The following is a 14,828-nucleotide window of genomic DNA, read 5'->3' as shown; positions in this document are numbered from 1 at the left end:
CTGACGGGCTCAGACCGGCCGGTTCTCGTTGACGTTGCGCACCGGGCCCATGAGCGCCAGGCCTTCGTCGTAGGTGATGGTGTCGAAGGTGACGTCGTACTTCATCGCGGCGTCGGCCACGGCGTCGAGCTTGCCGGCGGTGTCCTTCTTCTTGAGGTCGCCCTTCTCCAGGTAGAGCAGTTCGAGCATCTCGTTGTAGACCGTGTTCTCCAGGATGGGCAGCACGTAGAACATCGCGCCCTTGTACGGCACCTGGTACTTCTTGGAGATGTCCATGTTGTCGCAGAACAGGAAGTACTTGCCGCCGGCGCTGAGCGTGTCGCCCAGCACTTCGGCCACGTCCTTCAGCGACGCGAATGACAGCAGCCAGCCGCAGAAGAACGGCAGCTGCGGCTCGCCCACGCGGGCCACGGCCATCACCTGGTCGCACTTGAGCTCGGGCGGGCGCGCCTCGTCGGCCATCTTGTCGGCAAAGCGCAGCGCCAGTTCACCACGGAAGCCGAAGCGGCCATCGACGTGGGTCGGTGCCTTGAGCACCGGGTTGAGCATGCGGCCTTCTTTTTCGAGGCGGGCGAAAGCGGTGTCTTCGATGGCGGCGGGCGCGGTCAGCGTGGTCATGGCGGTTCCTGTGGTGTGTGGATGGGAAAGGCTCGCCCTGCTGTCTGCAATGAACGTACCAACCCCGACAAACCCTCGCGCGCGCGAGAAGGCGCTGCAAACCCGACACAAGCGGCCGTGAGGTCCCCGACAGGCGTGCCGTTTGCGACGTGGCCGGCCCGCTTTGTCGGGTTCGGAACAAAGCCGAAAAGGCGCTCTCCAGCGCCGCAGAAATGGTGATTTCCCTCGGGAAAACAAGCACTTGGCCCATGTCGGCACGCGGCTGCAACGGCATGGCACGGAAGCTGCGAAGGGGTGGCTGCGCGGACTCAAGTCCTGCCGATGCGTGATCCGATAACAAGAGCAATGGGCACGTCAGGCTGAACTGGTCGCGGTGTATCGCAACCTTGGTTTCAACCCCTACTTGTTTGGAGTACTGACATGGCTAAGCTTCGTCAAATCGCCTTCTACGGCAAAGGTGGCATCGGCAAGTCCACCACTTCCCAGAACACCCTCGCGGCCCTGGCCGAGATGGGCCAGAAGATCCTCATCGTCGGCTGCGACCCCAAAGCCGACTCGACCCGCCTGATCCTGCACGCCAAGGCACAGGACACCATCCTGTCGCTGGCCGCTGAAGCCGGCTCGGTGGAGGATCTGGAGCTCGAGGACGTCATGAAGATCGGTTACCGCGACATCCGTTGCGTGGAATCCGGTGGCCCGGAGCCAGGCGTCGGCTGCGCCGGCCGCGGCGTGATCACCTCGATCAACTTCCTGGAAGAGAACGGCGCCTACGAAGGCGTGGACTACGTCTCCTACGACGTGCTGGGTGACGTGGTGTGCGGCGGCTTCGCCATGCCCATCCGCGAAAACAAGGCCCAGGAAATCTACATCGTGATGTCGGGCGAGATGATGGCCATGTACGCGGCCAACAACATCTCCAAGGGCATTCTGAAGTACGCCAACTCGGGTGGCGTGCGTCTGGGTGGCCTGGTCTGCAACGAGCGCCAGACCGACAAGGAACTGGAACTGGCCGATTCGCTGGCCAAGATGCTGGGCAGCCGCCTGATCCACTTCGTGCCGCGCGACAACATCGTGCAACACGCCGAACTGCGCCGCATGACCGTTCTGGAATACGCACCGGAATCCAAGCAGGCCCAGGAATACCGCACCCTGGCCCAGAAGGTCCACGGCAACGCTGGCAACGGCACCATCCCCACCCCCATCACGATGGACCAGCTGGAAGACCTGCTGATGGAGCACGGGATCATGAAGACCATCGACGAGTCCGAAGTCGGCAAGACCGCCGCCGAACTGGCCGCCTGATCTCCACAGAGGACCGCATCCGGTGCGCCTGCGTGGCGCACCGGATCGCGGACCCCAGAACCACCCACCATCCACTGGAGTGTTCCCATGACCGCCACCGTTGAAGAGCGCAAGGCCGCCAACAAGGCCCTGATCGATGAAGTGCTGAAGGCCTATCCCGAAAAGATGGCCAAGCGCCGTGCCAAGCACCTGAACACGTACGAAGAGGGCAAGCCCGATTGCGGCGTGAAGTCCAACATCAAGTCCCTGCCGGGCGTGATGACGATCCGCGGCTGCGCCTACGCCGGTTCCAAGGGCGTCGTCTGGGGCCCCATCAAGGACATGATCCACATTTCCCACGGTCCCGTGGGATGCGGCCAGTACAGCTGGGCCGCCCGCCGCAACTACTACATCGGCATGACCGGTGTGGACACCTTCGTGACGATGCAGTTCACCTCCGACTTCCAGGAGAAGGACATCGTCTTCGGCGGCGACAAGAAGCTCGACAAGATCATCGACGAGATCCAGGAGCTGTTCCCCCTGAACAAGGGCATCTCGATCCAGTCGGAATGCCCGATCGGCCTGATCGGCGACGACATCGAAGCGGTGTCGAAGAAGAAGAGCAAGGAATACGAAGGCAAGACCATCGTGCCCGTGCGCTGCGAAGGTTTCCGTGGCGTGAGCCAGTCGCTGGGCCACCACCTGGCCAACGACGCGATCCGCGACTGGGTGTTCGACAAGACCGACCCGAACAAGCGTCCCGACTTCGTCTCCACCCCGTACGACGTGGCCATCATCGGCGACTACAACATCGGTGGTGATGCCTGGTCCTCGCGCATCCTGCTCGAAGAGATGGGCCTGCGCGTGATCGCCCAGTGGTCCGGCGACGGCACGATTGCCGAGCTGGAAAACACCCCCAAGGCCAAGCTCAATGTGCTGCACTGCTACCGCTCGATGAACTACATCAGCCGGCACATGGAAGAGAAGTACGGCATCCCATGGTGCGAGTACAACTTCTTCGGCCCGACCCAGATCGAGAAGAGCCTGCGCGAGATCGCCAGCCACTTCGACGACGCCATCAAGGCCAAGACCGAAGAAGTGATCGCCAAGTACAAGCCGCTGATGCAGGCCGTCATCGACAAGTACAAGCCGCGTCTGCAGGGCAAGAAGGTCATGCTGTACGTGGGCGGTCTGCGTCCGCGCCACGTGATCGGAGCCTACGAGGACCTGGGCATGGAAGTGGTCGGCACCGGCTACGAGTTCGGCCACAACGACGACTACCAGCGCACCACGCACTACATCAAGGACAGCACGCTGATCTATGACGACGTGACCGGCTACGAGTTCGAGCACTTCGTCGACAAGATCAAGCCCGACCTGATCGGCTCCGGCATCAAGGAAAAGTACGTCTTCCAGAAGATGGGCGTGCCCTTCCGCCAGATGCACAGCTGGGACTACAGCGGCCCCTACCACGGCTACGACGGCTTTGCCATCTTCGCCCGTGACATGGACATGGCGATCAGCTCGCCGATCTGGGGCCTGACCAAGGCGCCCTGGAAAGAAGCCGCCTGATCCCGCACACCATCCCGAACTGCCAAGGAGAGCGTCATGCCCCAATCAGCCGACAAGATCCTCGACCACGAACTGCTGTTCCGTGAGCCCGAGTACCAGGAACTGTTCAAGAACAAGAAGGAACAGTTCGAATACAACCACAGCGACGAGAAAATCGGCCAGGTCATCGAATGGACCAAGACCGAGGACTACAAGCAGAAGAACTTCGCCCGCGATTCGCTGACCGTGAATCCGGCCAAGGCCTGCCAGCCGCTGGGCGCCGTCTACGTCGCCAACGGTTTCCACAAGACCCTCAGCTTCGTGCACGGTTCGCAGGGCTGCGTCGCCTACTACCGTTCGCACTTCTCCCGCCACTTCAAGGAACCGACGTCCTGCGTCAGCTCCTCGATGACGGAAGACGCGGCGGTGTTCGGTGGCCTGAACAACATGGTCGACGGCCTGGCCAACGCCTATAACCTGTACAAGCCCGACATGATCGCGGTCAGCACGACCTGCATGGCCGAGGTGATCGGTGACGACCTGAACGCCTTCATCAAGACGTCCAAGGAAAAGGGCTCGGTTCCCGCCGAGTTCGACGTGCCGTTCGCCCACACCCCGGCCTTCGTCGGCAGCCACATCACCGGCTACGACAACGCGCTGCTGGGCGTGCTGCAGCACTTCTGGGACGGCAAGGCCGGCACCACCGAGAAGCTGGAGCGCGTGCCTGACGAGAGCATCAACTTCATCGCCGGTTTCGACGGTTTCGTCGTCGGCAACATGAAGGAAATGCGCCGCATCTTCAGCCTGTTCGGCGTCAAGGTGAATGTGCTGTGCGACCCGTCCGGTTCGTGGAGCACCCCGACCGACGGCGAGTTCCGCATGTACGAGGGCGGCACCACCAAGGAAGAAGTGATCGCCGGCCTGCACGCCAAGGCGACCATCGTGTTCCAGGAGTACTGCTGCGAGAAGACCAGCAAGTACATCACCGAGAAGGGCCAGGAAGTGGTCGTGCTCAACGCGCCCGTGGGCGTGGCCGGCACGGACGAATTCCTGATGGCCATCAGCCGCCTGACCGGCAAGCCGATCCCGGCCGAGCTGGAACTCGAACGCGGCCTGCTGGTCGACGCCATGGCCGACAGCCAGGCCCACCTGCACGGCAAGCGCTACGCCCTGTACGGCGACCCGGACCAGATGATCGGTTACGCGCAGTTCCTGCTGGAGCTGGGCGCCGAGCCGGCCCACGTGCTGGCCACCAACGGCACCGAAACATGGGCCGCCAAGGTGCAGAAGCTGTTCGACAGCTCGCCCTACGGCGCCGGCTGCAAGGTCTACCCCAAGCGCGACCTGTGGCACATGCGCAGCCTGCTGTTCACGGAACCGGTGGACTTCCTGATCGGCAACACGTACGGCAAGTACCTGGAGCGCGACACCGGCACGCCGCTGGTGCGCATGGTGTTCCCGATCTTCGATCGCCACCACTACCACCGTTTCCCCACCTGGGGCTACGAGGGCGGCATGCGCGTCCTGGTCAACCTGCTGGACGAGTTCTTCGAAGCCCTGGACGCGAACACGATTGTTCCGGGCAAGACGGACTACTCGTACGACATTATTCGTTGACCCCCCCCGCGCCGCGCTGCGCGCGTCACCCCCCAGGGGGCGCCGCTGGCGGCCCGGCAAAGCCGGTTCCGCGGCGGCCTGGATTGGGATCCCCTTGCTCACCCAGGTCGCTGCGATCCCGGACATCTCTTTCAGTGAGGGTCTTATGGCCAATGTGACTTTCAGTTCGCCGCGCATGAAGAAGGACCTGACGGTCTATGCGGTGGCGGGCGATACGCGGACTTTGCTGGCGGTGGCGAAGGCCAACAACATTCCGCTGGACTTCGAGTGCGAGAACGGCGAGTGCGGTTCCTGCCAGCTCAAGGTGACGGTCCTGTCGGACAAGACGCCGATCGGTGTCGCGCTGACCGAGAAGGAAAAGACGGTGCTGCGCTTTGCCGGCAAGATCACGCAGCAGCAGATCGAAGACGCCGAGACCAAGGACCTGCCGCCGCCGTGGCGACTGGCCTGTCAGTTCGTGGTGCGCAGCGAAGACATCCTGGTGGAGTTCTAAAAAAATGGCCAACACCCTCGTCAAGACCACGCAGGACGGCCGTTCGGTCGAGGTGATCGACGGCTGGGTGTGCCTCGCAGGACTCAAGGAGGCCGACACGCTGGTGCCGCTGATCGAGCACCCGAACCGCCAGGCGATCCTGGCCGCGGTGCCGGGCGCCACGCACATGGCGGGCCGGCTGCCGCTGACCCACGAAGAAGCCGCGATTGCGCAAGGCGCGATGACGGCCGAACAGCGCACCATCGACACCAGCCCGATGGCGATCGCGCAGCGCCTGCGCCGCGCGATCTGGGCCAAGGCCGTCGCCGAAGGCGTCGAGTGATCGGATCGCCATGATCTACGTCGTCGAATGTCCCCCCGAAAGCGAACCTGCGGCCTGGTTTGCCTACCACCTGGCCGACCTGTCGCGCAAGATCGCGGCCGACGACGCCTGCGAAGCCTGGGAGCTGTTCGACGAGGTGACGCCGCGCGCGCTGCTGGATGCGCTGGGGCATGAGCAGGTCGATGCCGCCGCGCGCACCGAATTCCCGTCGGTCTGCGCACTCGGCGACCAGTTCGGCTGGGACACCACGCTCTACCGCGCCGACCACCTGCTGGGGCGCGGTGTGCTCAGTCCCGATCCGGTGGACGAACGGGCGGCGCTGCTGGCGGCGCTGGCGGCGCGGCCCGGTGAGCACCGTGTCTACTGGTCCGACAGCGAAGCGGTGCTAGCCACCGAAGGTGCCGACACCTGGCTCTGCGACGCCACGCGCTGGCGCGCCCGCCACGCCCTGCACCAGCAACTGCTGTCGCTCGAAGTGCTGGCCGACAACCTCTGAAGGAACGTCCATGCTGCACCGCATGCAGTGCGACATCGTGCGGATCGCGGGTGAAACGATCCTGAAGCTGCTGGCGGAGCTGCAGAGCGAGGACGAGCTGTTCGCCAGCGAGGCCACGCTGCATGTGGTCGAGTCGCAGCTGCTGGTGATGTCGCAGACCCTGGCGCACCTGGCGCCCGAGCTGCACCAGCGGCTCAACCGCATTGACTGGCAGGGCTGGGGCCAGCTGCACCATCTGCTGGAGTCGGGCGGACAACCGCGCCGCGAAGCCGTCTGGTACGGCGTGCGGGCGCTGGTCCCGGCGACGCTGGAGCTGGTGGCCGATTTGCGCAAGCGCGAACCGCTCTGGTTCGGGATCGATTACTGAAGAAAGCACACCATGGACTCCGTCGAAGAATTTCTCGTTCACGCCATCCGCATCGAACAGGAAGCGGCGCTGCGCTTTGGCCAGCTGGCCGACGCGATGAACACCCAGGGCAACCGCGAGGTGGGCCGCCTGTTCCGCCAGCTGGCGGACTATTCGAAGCTGCACCTGGCGGATGCGCGCGAACGCGCCGGCTACCGAGACCTGCCGCCGCTGCGCCCGGAGGACTACACCTGGCCGGACATCGAGAGCCCGGAGGCCGCCGCGATCTGGGCCGCCGACCCGATGCTGGGCCGTGAACAGGCGCTGGAGGTCGCGCTCGAAGCCGAACAGGCCGGGATGGACTACTACAGCGATGTCATGAAGAACACCATCGACCCCGAGCTGCGTGCGCTGGCCCAGGAGTTCGCCGACGAGGAGGCTGGGCATGTGGCCGAACTCAAGCGCTGGATCGAGCTGCACCGGGAAGGCAAGCCGTTGCCTTCCGATGTCTAGAACCTGGCCCCCACGCTCCGCCGCTTCGCGGGTCGCTGCCCCCCACGAGGGCTGATCCGGCTTGGGGCGGCCCGGCGCCGGATCGCTTTCACCACACTCTGTCGCAAACCATCCGTCGCGATTGCTTCAAACCCTTCACTGAAGCCCCCTGAAAGCGCCGAAAACCCCGTCTGAAGGCCTGGCATCAAACCTGCAAAGGGCGAGTACCCCACGTTGACAGGAGCTCGCCATGTCGGTATCGCTGAAGGCCAAGATCGCTGAAGTGTTCGAAGAGCCCGGCTGCGACGTCAACCAGGGCAAGAGCGAGAAGGAACGCAAGAAGGGCTGCACCAAGCAGCTCTCGCCCGGCGCGGCGGCAGGTGGCTGCGCCTTCGACGGCGCCAAGATCGCGCTGCAGCCGGTGGCCGACGTGGCCCACCTGGTGCACGGCCCGATCGCCTGCGAAGGCAACAGCTGGGACAACCGCCACAGCGCCTCCTCGCACTCCAAGATCTACCGCACCGGCTTCACCACCGACATCAGCGAGCTCGACGTGATCTACGGCGGTGAGAAGCGCCTGTTCAAGTCGATCCGCGAAATCATCGAGAAGTACGACCCGCCGGCGGTCTTTGTCTACCAGACCTGCGTCACCGCGCTGACCGGCGACGACATCGAGGCGGTCTGCAAGCGCGCGGCCGAGAAGTTCGGCAAGCCGGTGATCCCGGTCAACGCGCCGGGCTTCGCCGGACCCAAGAACCTGGGCAACAAGCTGGGCGCCGAGGCCATCCTCGACTACGTCATCGGCACCGTCGAACCCGAATACACCACGCCGTACGACATCAACATCATTGGCGAATACAACCTGGTCGGCGAGCTCTGGCAGATCAAGCCGCTGCTGGACGCACTGGGCATCCGCATCCTCTCGTGCATCAGCGGCGACGGCAAGTACAACGAGATCGCCTCGGCCCACCGCGCCAAGGCCAACATGATGGTCTGCAGCAAGTCGATGATCAACATCGCGACCAAGATGCAGCAGCGCTACGGCATCCCGTATTTCGAAGGTTCGTTCTACGGCATCAGCGACATAAGCGACACGCTGCGACAGATCGCGAAGCTGCTGGTGCAGCAGGGCGCCGACGCCGAGCTGATCGACCGCACCGAGCGCCTGATCGAGGTCGAAGAGGCGCGCGCCTTCAAGCGCATCGCCGAATACAAGGCGCGCCTGACCGGCAAGCGCGTGCTGCTGATCACCGGCGGCGTGAAGTCCTGGTCGGTGGTGGCGGCGCTGCAGGAAGGCGGCATGGAAATCGTCGGCACTAGTGTCAAGAAGAGCACCAAGGAAGACAAGGAAAAGCTCAAGGAGCTGATGGGCAAAGGCGCCGACGCCCACATGATCGACGACATGACGCCGCGCGAGATGTACGCGATGCTCAAGGACGCCCGCGCCGACATCATGCTCAGCGGCGGCCGCTCGCAGTTCGTGGCGCTCAAGGCGCGCATGCCCTGGCTGGACATCAACCAGGAACGCCACCACGCCTACGCCGGCTACGAAGGCATGGTCGAACTCGTGCACCAGATCGACCGCGCGCTGTCCAACCCGGTCTGGCAGCGCGTGCGCATCGCCGCGCCCTGGGGCGATGACGGCGAGACGCTGCCGCAGGCACAGCCCGCCGACCAGACGGCGCACCTGAGCACGGTTGCGGCCCATGCGATGGGTCTGGAACCCGAAGAAGTCCCGGTCTGAGCAACGCGCACGGAGCACACCATGGCCAGCGTCGTCGAATCCAAAAAAGCCTGCACCGTCAATCCGCTCAAGATGAGCCAGCCGCTGGGCGCGAGCATGGCCTTCCTCGGGCTGGACAGCTGCATGCCGGTGATGCACGGCTCGCAGGGCTGCACGTCCTTCGGTCTGGTGCTGCTGGTGCGGCACTTCAAGGAAGCGATTCCGCTGCAGACCACGGCGATGAACGAGGTCACCACCATCCTCGGCGGCTACGAGAACATCGAGGCCGCGCTGCTGAACATCCGCAAGCGCGCAGCGCCCAAGCTGATCGCGATCTGCTCGACCGGCCTGACCGAAACCAAGGGCGACGACGTCAACGGCTTCCTCGCGCTGGCGCGGCAGAAGCACCCGGAGCTGGCCGACACCGAAATCATCTACGTCTCGACGCCGGACTATGTCGGCGCATTTGAGGACGGCTTCAAGCACGCGATCACCGGCATCGTGAAGTCGCTGGTGAAGCCTTTGCCGCTGGTGCAAGACCAGGTCACGCTGCTGCCGGGCAGCCACCTCTCGCCGGGCGACATCGACGAGTTGCGCGAAACCATCGAAGCCTTCGGGCTGAAGGCCATCGTGCTGCCCGACATCTCGGGCTCGCTGGACGGCCACATCCCGCCCGACTGGCGCGGCACCACGCTGGGCGGCACGACGCTCGAAGAGATCCGTGCGGCCGGAGCGTCGTCCTGGACCATCGGCGTCGGCGAACAGACCCGCGAAGGCGCCGAGGCGCTGCAGGCGATCAGCGGCGCGCCCTTCGAGATCTTCGAGCGCCTGACCGGCATCGAGGCCAACGACCGCTTCCTGATGCAGCTGTCGCAGCACAGCGGCCGACCCGTGCCAGCCAAATACCGGCGCCAGCGCAGCCAGCTGCTGGACGCCATGCTCGACGGCCACTTCTACACCGGTGGCATCAAGGTCGCCATCGGCGCCGAGCCCGACCTGCTGCTGGCCATCGGCGCGCTGCTGCACGAGATGGGCGCCGAGCTGAGCTGCTGCATCAGCACCACGCAGTCGGCGGCGCACGCGCTGCTGCCGGCCGAGAAGGTGTTGCTGGGCGACCTCGAAGACCTGGAAACCGGTGCGAAAGATTGCGACCTGATCGTCACCCATGCGCATGGCCGCCAGGCCGCCGAACGCCTGGGCAAGCCGCTGCTGCGCATGGGCTTTCCGGTGTTCGACCGCGTGGGCAATGCGCACCGCGTGCAGGTCGGCTACCGCGGAACCATGAACCTGATCTTCGAGATCGCCAACCTGATGATCGAACAGATCCCGCACCACCACGCGGACGACTGGCCGCTCACGCCGGAAGCACGCCGCGCCGCGGCCCACCGGTCGGCCGGCTCGTCGCTGATTCCTCCCAACCCGCTGGCCGAAGCCAGCGCCTGAACCACCCGCCACCAGGAGTCCACCATGAAGATCGCCTTCGCCACCCAGGACAAGGAGAGCGTCAACGCGCACTTCGGCTGGGCCAAGCACATCCTGGTCTACGAGATGTCGCCCGAGGGCTACAGCTTCATGCAGAGCTTCGACTTCGGCGACAAGCTGCAGGAAGACGGCGACGAGGACAAGCTTGCGCCCAAGCTCGACGCGATCCACGACTGCGCGATCCTGTATGTCGCGGCCATCGGTGGTTCGGGCGCGGCCCGCGTGGTCGCCTCCAAGATCCACCCGATCAAGGTGCCGCAACCGGAATCGATCGCCGAGATCCTTGAAAAACTGCTGGTGGTGCTCAAGGGCACGCCGCCCCCGTGGCTGCGCAAGGCCTTGCAAAAGGACGCAGCCCCTTCCTTTGACTTTGAAGACGACGAGGTGACCCATGGCTGAAGCCGTCACCCTGGAGACCACTCCTGCCAGCGACGAGGCCATGCTGGCCACGCCGTTCATCCTGCAGCTGATCAAGCAGATGCGCGCCCAGGACACCCACGGGACCTGGGAGAACAAGAGCGACCTGCAGTTGCTCAAGCCTTTCATCCACACGGCCGAAGAACGGCGCGCGATCCCCATCATGGGCGACCCCGATCCCGAGACGCTGTGGCACCTGGAGATCTTCTACAACGCCATCGCGGTGGCGATCGAGCGCGAGACCGGCCAGATGGTCTCGCCCATGATGAAGATGAGCCACGAAGGCTTTGGCCGCATGGTGCTGATCGCCGGCCGCCTGATCGTGGTCAACAAGCAGCTGCGCGACGTGCACCGCTTCGGCTTTCCCTCGCTGGCCAAGCTGGCCGACGCGGGCGGCAAGTTCCTGACCGAAGCCGTGACCATGATCCGCACCTACCCCGACGTCGCGAACTACGGTGCCTGATCACGGTGCCTGAACGGAGAACCCCATGAGCGAGACCGCCGACGAACTCAAGCTGCGCCTGAAGAAGCTCAATGCCCAGGCCACGCAGGCCAAGATGGACCTGCACGACCTGTCCGAAGAGCTGCCCACCAACTGGGAGAACATCCTCTCGGTCGCGCAGCGCTGCCACGACACCCACGCCGCGCTGATGGAAGCGCGCAAAGCCGCGGCGGCAGCCGCGGCCTGAAACGGAGCACCACCATGAGCGCTTTTTCCGTCACCATGCCCAGCGGCGCGACCTGGACGCCGACCTTTGTCGCCTCGCTGGACGAAGAGAAGTGCATCGGCTGCGGCCGCTGCTTCAAGGTCTGCCCGCGCGGTGTGCTGGAGCTGGTCGGCCTGACCGACGAGGGCGAACGCATCAGCGTCGACCTCGACGGTGATGACGACGACGAGTACGAAAAGAAGGTCATGACGATCGCGCACCAGGAGCTGTGCATCGGCTGCACCGCCTGCTCGCGCATCTGTCCCAAGAAGTGCTACACGCACGCCCCTGCCAACGCCTGAGGAAGCCGCCATGGCGCAGCCCGTTTCCCCCCGTCTGGACTGGGCCCTGCTCGAAGGCCGCATGCGCGCGCGCAACGACGAGATCGACGACCTGATGGCACTGCTGCTCGACCACGCCGACCGGTCGGCCGGCCCCAAGGCCGAGCTCTATCACGTGGCCTGGCAGATTGCCTGTGCGAGCCTGGGCGACCAGCACCTCTGGCAGGACCTGGGCCTGCCTTCGCGCGACGCACTGACGCAGCTCATCGGGCGCTGGTTCCCGGCGCTGGCGGCGCGCAACGTCGACAACATGAAGTGGAAGAAGTTCTTCTACCGCCAGCTCTGCGAGCGGGCAGAGATCATGATCTGCAAGTCGCCCAGCTGCGCCGAGTGTTCGGATGTCGGGCTGTGTTTCGGGCCCGAGACCGCTTCACCCGTTCACGGGGCCGAAGCGAAAGCTTGAGGCCGCCAGCGACCCGAAGAAATCGTCTTCGTGGTAGACGCAGGTGCCTTTCTCTTCGTGCGCGGCACCGACCGCGACCATCAGCGGGATCAGGTGGTCTTCGCGCGCATGGGCAATGCGGGCCGATGGTGCGTTCTCCCATTCCAGCAGCAAGGCATCGCGCTCGTCCGGTGGGGCCTCGGTGAGCGCGTGCTGCAGCCAGGCGTCGAAGGCGTGCGACGGCGCGCTGCCGGCCGGGCCGAACATGCGCAGGTTGTGGTAACTGAGGCCGCTGCCGACGATCAGGATGCCTTCGTCGCGCAGAGGCGCCAGCAGCCGGCCCGCCGCGATGTGGGCAGCCGGGTCGAAGTCGGCGCGAATCGACAGCTGCACCACCGGGATGCGCGCCGCAGGGTAGGTCGCCTGCAGGACCGAGAAGGTGCCGTGGTCGAAGCCGCGCTCCGGGTCCAGGCTGGCTTCGACGCCGCCGGCCTGCAGCAGCGACAGCGCGCGCTGCGCCAGCTCGGGGGAGCCGGGCGCGCGGTAGTGGATCTGGTAGGTGTGCGCGGGGAAACCGTAGTAGTCGTAGATCATGCCCGGCTGGGGCGACGACGACAGCGCGAAGGCCGGTGTCTCCCAGTGCGCCGTGACCATCAGGATCGCGCGCACCCGGCCTTCGGTTTCTTTCGCCATGGCCTGCAGCGAGGCTTCCAGCACCGCGTAGCGCGAACCGTTTTGCTCCCGCATCCAGGGCCAGGGGCCGCCGCCATGCGAGACGTAGTAGGTGGGAAGACGGGACATGGTGCGGTTCCTTCAAAAGACGCAGATGGGGTGAATGCCCGCGGCTTCAAGACGGTCAGGGGCTGACCCAGTCCTGCGTCTCGCCGCGCAGGGCGGCACAGGCTTTCAGGGCTTCGGCTTCGGTGCGGTAGAGGTGCAGGTCGGAGCGCGGCCGCAGGTGGCCGGCGCCGAGCAGCGCATTTTCGACCGGCAGCTTGGTGCCCACCAGGTGCAGCGCCACCTGCCGGGCAGACAGCAGAGATTCGAGCCGGCCGAACGCCTCGACACCGGTGGCGTCGATCCAGTTGATCGGGTGCGCGATCAGCATCACGTGGCGCGTGCCGGGGTGGGCGCCGAGGTATTCGGTGACGTTGCGCTCGATCGCGTTGGCGGTCGCGAAGTCCAGCGCCGCGTCCATGCGCAGTGCGTACAGGTCGGGCGCCAGCGGCGGCAGCGACCAGAGGTGGCGGTCGCGCAGGCTGCCGTCGCCGTGCAGGCCGACCTCGATGATGCGCGGGTGCAGGCGCAGGTAGAGAAAGTGCGAGAGCGACATCAGCACGCCGGCCAGCACACCCCAGTACAGCTGCGGCGCAGACAGCAGCGTGATCACCACCGTCGCGGCCGCAATGCCCGCTTCCACCCGGCTCAGGCGCCAGAGCTTGAGGAACTCTCCTGGCTTGATCAGGCCCAGCACCGCGACCACCACGATCGCCGCCAGCACGGCGCGCGGCACGTGGTGCAGGACCGGAATCAGGAACAGCAGCGCGGCCAGCACGACGCCAACCGAGAAGACCGTGGCCCAGCCGGTCTGCGCGCCCGCGTAGAGATTGAGCGCCGAGCGCGAGAACGAGGAACTGGTGGGAAACGCGCCGACCAGGGCCGACGAGAGCTTGGCCAGACCCTGGCCGATCAGGTCCTGGTCCTGGTCCCAGCGCTGCCCTTTGCGCCCGTTGTCGACCTTGGCACTGGAGGCGGTTTCCAGAAAACTCACCAGCGTGATCACCAGCGTCGGCACCGCCAGCTGTCCCAGCGTGTGCCAGCCGGGCCAGCCGGGCCAGTACAGCGAAGGCAGTCCCTGCGGCAGGGCACCGATCACCTGGCCGCCGCCGGCTTCGAAACCGATCCACACACTCAGGCCCGCCGACGCCAGCACCACCACCAGCACGGTCGGAAACCCGGGCTTCCAGCGCCGGGCCAGCATCAGCAGCGCCAGCGTGCCGACGCCAAATGCCAGCGCCAGCCCGTGCACCTGCGGCTGCGCCAGGAAGCTGGACCACGGCCCGCCAAAGCCCAGCATGTCTGGCAGCTGCGAGGTGATGATCAGCACCGCTGCCCCCTGGGTGAACGCCATCAGCACGGGCGAGTTCACCAGGTTGAGCAGCCAGCCGAAACGCGCAAAACCCAGCACCACCTGCAGCACACCGGTCAGCACCGCCAGCCACACGGCAAGTTCGACCCAGCGTGCGCTGCCCGGCTCGGCCAGTCCGGTCAGCGAAGCGCTCACCAGCAGGCAGGTCAGCGCCGTCGGCCCGACCGACAGCCGGGACGAGGCGCTGAACAGCACCGCCACCAGCGCCGGCAGCAGCGAGGCGTAGATGCCGGTCACCAGGGGCATGCCCGCCAGCCCGGCATAGGCCACGGCCTGCGGGATCAGCATCAGGCCCACCGTCAGGCCGGCGAGAAATTCACCGCGCAGCAACGCGGCGTCGGGGCGCGGCCAGGCAAGGAAAGGCAACCAGCGGGTGAGGCGGTCGTGGGTCGGGGTCATGGCCCCAATGCT

18 protein-coding genes are annotated in these 14,828 nt (G+C 65.5%); 15 read left to right on the top strand and 3 right to left on the bottom strand.

All coding sequences use genetic code 11. The features are described 5' to 3' along the window. Window positions 1-9: 9 nt before the first annotated feature. Window positions 10-618, bottom strand: a complete 609-nt coding sequence (locus tag ACLIJ1_RS14500; protein WP_411366241.1) for a hypothetical protein — start codon at window positions 616-618, stop codon at window positions 10-12. 420 nt (window positions 619-1,038) lie between these two features. On the opposite strand from ACLIJ1_RS14500, the gene nifH reads away from it, so the two are divergent. The 15 genes from nifH to ACLIJ1_RS14425 all read left to right on the top strand — a co-directional run bounded on the left by nifH (window position 1,039) and on the right by ACLIJ1_RS14425 (window position 12,289). Continuing rightward, window positions 1,039-1,920, top strand: a complete 882-nt coding sequence (gene nifH / locus ACLIJ1_RS14495; protein WP_411366240.1) for a nitrogenase iron protein — start codon at window positions 1,039-1,041, stop codon at window positions 1,918-1,920. Window positions 1,921-2,007: 87 nt separating this feature from the next. Further along, the gene (nifD, locus tag ACLIJ1_RS14490; RefSeq protein WP_411366239.1) at window positions 2,008-3,471 is read left to right on the top strand and encodes a nitrogenase molybdenum-iron protein alpha chain; all 1,464 of its coding nucleotides are present in this window, start codon (window positions 2,008-2,010) and stop codon (window positions 3,469-3,471) included. 36 nt (window positions 3,472-3,507) lie between these two features. Continuing rightward, window positions 3,508-5,067: a nitrogenase molybdenum-iron protein subunit beta gene (nifK, locus tag ACLIJ1_RS14485; RefSeq protein ID WP_411366238.1), complete on the top strand. Its 1,560-nt coding sequence runs from the start codon at window positions 3,508-3,510 to the stop codon at window positions 5,065-5,067. A gap of 145 nt (window positions 5,068-5,212) precedes the next feature. Then, window positions 5,213-5,560, top strand: coding sequence for a 2Fe-2S iron-sulfur cluster-binding protein (locus ACLIJ1_RS14480; protein WP_411366237.1), 348 nt, complete (start codon window positions 5,213-5,215; stop codon window positions 5,558-5,560). A 4-nt stretch (window positions 5,561-5,564) separates the two neighbouring features. After that, window positions 5,565-5,882, top strand: a complete 318-nt coding sequence (locus ACLIJ1_RS14475) for a hypothetical protein (RefSeq protein ID WP_411366236.1) — start codon at window positions 5,565-5,567, stop codon at window positions 5,880-5,882. A gap of 10 nt (window positions 5,883-5,892) precedes the next feature. After that, window positions 5,893-6,378 carry a hypothetical protein gene (locus ACLIJ1_RS14470; protein WP_411366235.1) on the top strand — a complete coding sequence of 162 codons (486 nt, stop codon included), beginning with the start codon at window positions 5,893-5,895 and terminating at the stop codon, window positions 6,376-6,378. Window positions 6,379-6,388: 10 nt separating this feature from the next. Continuing rightward, complete coding sequence (locus ACLIJ1_RS14465; protein ID WP_411366234.1) at window positions 6,389-6,745, top strand: hypothetical protein; 357 nt, start codon at window positions 6,389-6,391, stop codon at window positions 6,743-6,745. Window positions 6,746-6,757: 12 nt separating this feature from the next. Beyond that, the gene (locus tag ACLIJ1_RS14460; protein WP_411366233.1) at window positions 6,758-7,237 is read left to right on the top strand and encodes a ferritin-like domain-containing protein; all 480 of its coding nucleotides are present in this window, start codon (window positions 6,758-6,760) and stop codon (window positions 7,235-7,237) included. Between the two features lie 229 nt (window positions 7,238-7,466). After that, window positions 7,467-8,960 (top strand): nitrogenase iron-molybdenum cofactor biosynthesis protein NifE, encoded by a 1,494-nt coding sequence (nifE, locus tag ACLIJ1_RS14455; protein ID WP_411366232.1) that lies wholly within the window; start codon window positions 7,467-7,469, stop codon window positions 8,958-8,960. A 21-nt stretch (window positions 8,961-8,981) separates the two neighbouring features. Beyond that, window positions 8,982-10,382 (top strand): nitrogenase iron-molybdenum cofactor biosynthesis protein NifN, encoded by a 1,401-nt coding sequence (gene nifN, locus ACLIJ1_RS14450; RefSeq protein ID WP_411366231.1) that lies wholly within the window; start codon window positions 8,982-8,984, stop codon window positions 10,380-10,382. Between the two features lie 24 nt (window positions 10,383-10,406). Next, window positions 10,407-10,820: a nitrogen fixation protein NifX gene (gene nifX / locus ACLIJ1_RS14445; RefSeq protein WP_411366230.1), complete on the top strand. Its 414-nt coding sequence runs from the start codon at window positions 10,407-10,409 to the stop codon at window positions 10,818-10,820. Beyond that, window positions 10,813-11,301, top strand: coding sequence for a NifX-associated nitrogen fixation protein (locus ACLIJ1_RS14440; protein ID WP_411366229.1), 489 nt, complete (start codon window positions 10,813-10,815; stop codon window positions 11,299-11,301). Before nifX ends, ACLIJ1_RS14440 begins: the two co-directional genes overlap by 8 nt. Before the next feature lie 25 nt (window positions 11,302-11,326). Next, on the top strand, window positions 11,327-11,527 hold the full coding sequence (locus ACLIJ1_RS14435) for a CCE_0567 family metalloprotein (protein ID WP_411366228.1): 201 nt from the start codon (window positions 11,327-11,329) through the stop codon (window positions 11,525-11,527). Between the two features lie 14 nt (window positions 11,528-11,541). After that, complete coding sequence (gene fdxB / locus ACLIJ1_RS14430) at window positions 11,542-11,847, top strand: ferredoxin III, nif-specific (RefSeq protein ID WP_066257601.1); 306 nt, start codon at window positions 11,542-11,544, stop codon at window positions 11,845-11,847. A gap of 10 nt (window positions 11,848-11,857) precedes the next feature. Beyond that, entirely contained in the window at window positions 11,858-12,289 is a 432-nt protein-coding gene (locus tag ACLIJ1_RS14425) for a nitrogen fixation protein NifQ (RefSeq protein WP_411366227.1), read from the top strand. On the opposite strand, the gene ACLIJ1_RS14420 is transcribed toward ACLIJ1_RS14425, so the two are convergent. Both ACLIJ1_RS14420 and ACLIJ1_RS14415 read right to left on the bottom strand, forming a co-directional pair. Then, the gene (locus tag ACLIJ1_RS14420; protein ID WP_411366226.1) at window positions 12,257-13,069 is read right to left on the bottom strand and encodes a DODA-type extradiol aromatic ring-opening family dioxygenase; all 813 of its coding nucleotides are present in this window, start codon (window positions 13,067-13,069) and stop codon (window positions 12,257-12,259) included. The two genes, ACLIJ1_RS14425 and ACLIJ1_RS14420, sit on opposite strands and share 33 nt — an antisense overlap. 55 nt (window positions 13,070-13,124) lie before the next feature. Continuing rightward, window positions 13,125-14,816: a SulP family inorganic anion transporter gene (locus tag ACLIJ1_RS14415; RefSeq protein WP_411366225.1), complete on the bottom strand. Its 1,692-nt coding sequence runs from the start codon at window positions 14,814-14,816 to the stop codon at window positions 13,125-13,127. Between the last annotated feature and the right edge of the window lie 12 nt (window positions 14,817-14,828).

It is taken from the genome of Hydrogenophaga sp. RWCD_12, assembly GCF_046604225.1.
In the GTDB taxonomy this organism is placed as follows: domain Bacteria; phylum Pseudomonadota; class Gammaproteobacteria; order Burkholderiales; family Burkholderiaceae_C; genus Hydrogenophaga.
The sequence above is the reverse complement of the archived record's forward strand: the minus strand, read 5'-3'. Positions and strand labels throughout refer to the sequence as shown.

What these genes read in the sequence shown, in the direction of transcription:
- nifX (WP_411366230.1), top strand. Translation starts at nt 10,407, where the DNA reads ATGAAGATCGCCTTCGCCACCCAGGACAAGGAGAGCGTCAACGCGCAC.
- ACLIJ1_RS14480 (WP_411366237.1), top strand. Translation starts at nt 5,213, where the DNA reads ATGGCCAATGTGACTTTCAGTTCGCCGCGCATGAAGAAGGACCTGACG.
- ACLIJ1_RS14500 (WP_411366241.1), bottom strand. Translation starts at nt 618, where the DNA reads ATGACCACGCTGACCGCGCCCGCCGCCATCGAAGACACCGCTTTCGCC.
- ACLIJ1_RS14440 (WP_411366229.1), top strand. Translation starts at nt 10,813, where the DNA reads ATGGCTGAAGCCGTCACCCTGGAGACCACTCCTGCCAGCGACGAGGCC.
- ACLIJ1_RS14420 (WP_411366226.1), bottom strand. Translation starts at nt 13,069, where the DNA reads ATGTCCCGTCTTCCCACCTACTACGTCTCGCATGGCGGCGGCCCCTGG.
- nifD (WP_411366239.1), top strand. Translation starts at nt 2,008, where the DNA reads ATGACCGCCACCGTTGAAGAGCGCAAGGCCGCCAACAAGGCCCTGATC.
- ACLIJ1_RS14425 (WP_411366227.1), top strand. Translation starts at nt 11,858, where the DNA reads ATGGCGCAGCCCGTTTCCCCCCGTCTGGACTGGGCCCTGCTCGAAGGC.
- ACLIJ1_RS14475 (WP_411366236.1), top strand. Translation starts at nt 5,565, where the DNA reads ATGGCCAACACCCTCGTCAAGACCACGCAGGACGGCCGTTCGGTCGAG.
- nifN (WP_411366231.1), top strand. Translation starts at nt 8,982, where the DNA reads ATGGCCAGCGTCGTCGAATCCAAAAAAGCCTGCACCGTCAATCCGCTC.
- fdxB (WP_066257601.1), top strand. Translation starts at nt 11,542, where the DNA reads ATGAGCGCTTTTTCCGTCACCATGCCCAGCGGCGCGACCTGGACGCCG.
- ACLIJ1_RS14465 (WP_411366234.1), top strand. Translation starts at nt 6,389, where the DNA reads ATGCTGCACCGCATGCAGTGCGACATCGTGCGGATCGCGGGTGAAACG.
- ACLIJ1_RS14470 (WP_411366235.1), top strand. Translation starts at nt 5,893, where the DNA reads ATGATCTACGTCGTCGAATGTCCCCCCGAAAGCGAACCTGCGGCCTGG.
- nifK (WP_411366238.1), top strand. Translation starts at nt 3,508, where the DNA reads ATGCCCCAATCAGCCGACAAGATCCTCGACCACGAACTGCTGTTCCGT.
- nifH (WP_411366240.1), top strand. Translation starts at nt 1,039, where the DNA reads ATGGCTAAGCTTCGTCAAATCGCCTTCTACGGCAAAGGTGGCATCGGC.
- ACLIJ1_RS14415 (WP_411366225.1), bottom strand. Translation starts at nt 14,816, where the DNA reads ATGACCCCGACCCACGACCGCCTCACCCGCTGGTTGCCTTTCCTTGCC.
- ACLIJ1_RS14435 (WP_411366228.1), top strand. Translation starts at nt 11,327, where the DNA reads ATGAGCGAGACCGCCGACGAACTCAAGCTGCGCCTGAAGAAGCTCAAT.
- ACLIJ1_RS14460 (WP_411366233.1), top strand. Translation starts at nt 6,758, where the DNA reads ATGGACTCCGTCGAAGAATTTCTCGTTCACGCCATCCGCATCGAACAG.
- nifE (WP_411366232.1), top strand. Translation starts at nt 7,467, where the DNA reads ATGTCGGTATCGCTGAAGGCCAAGATCGCTGAAGTGTTCGAAGAGCCC.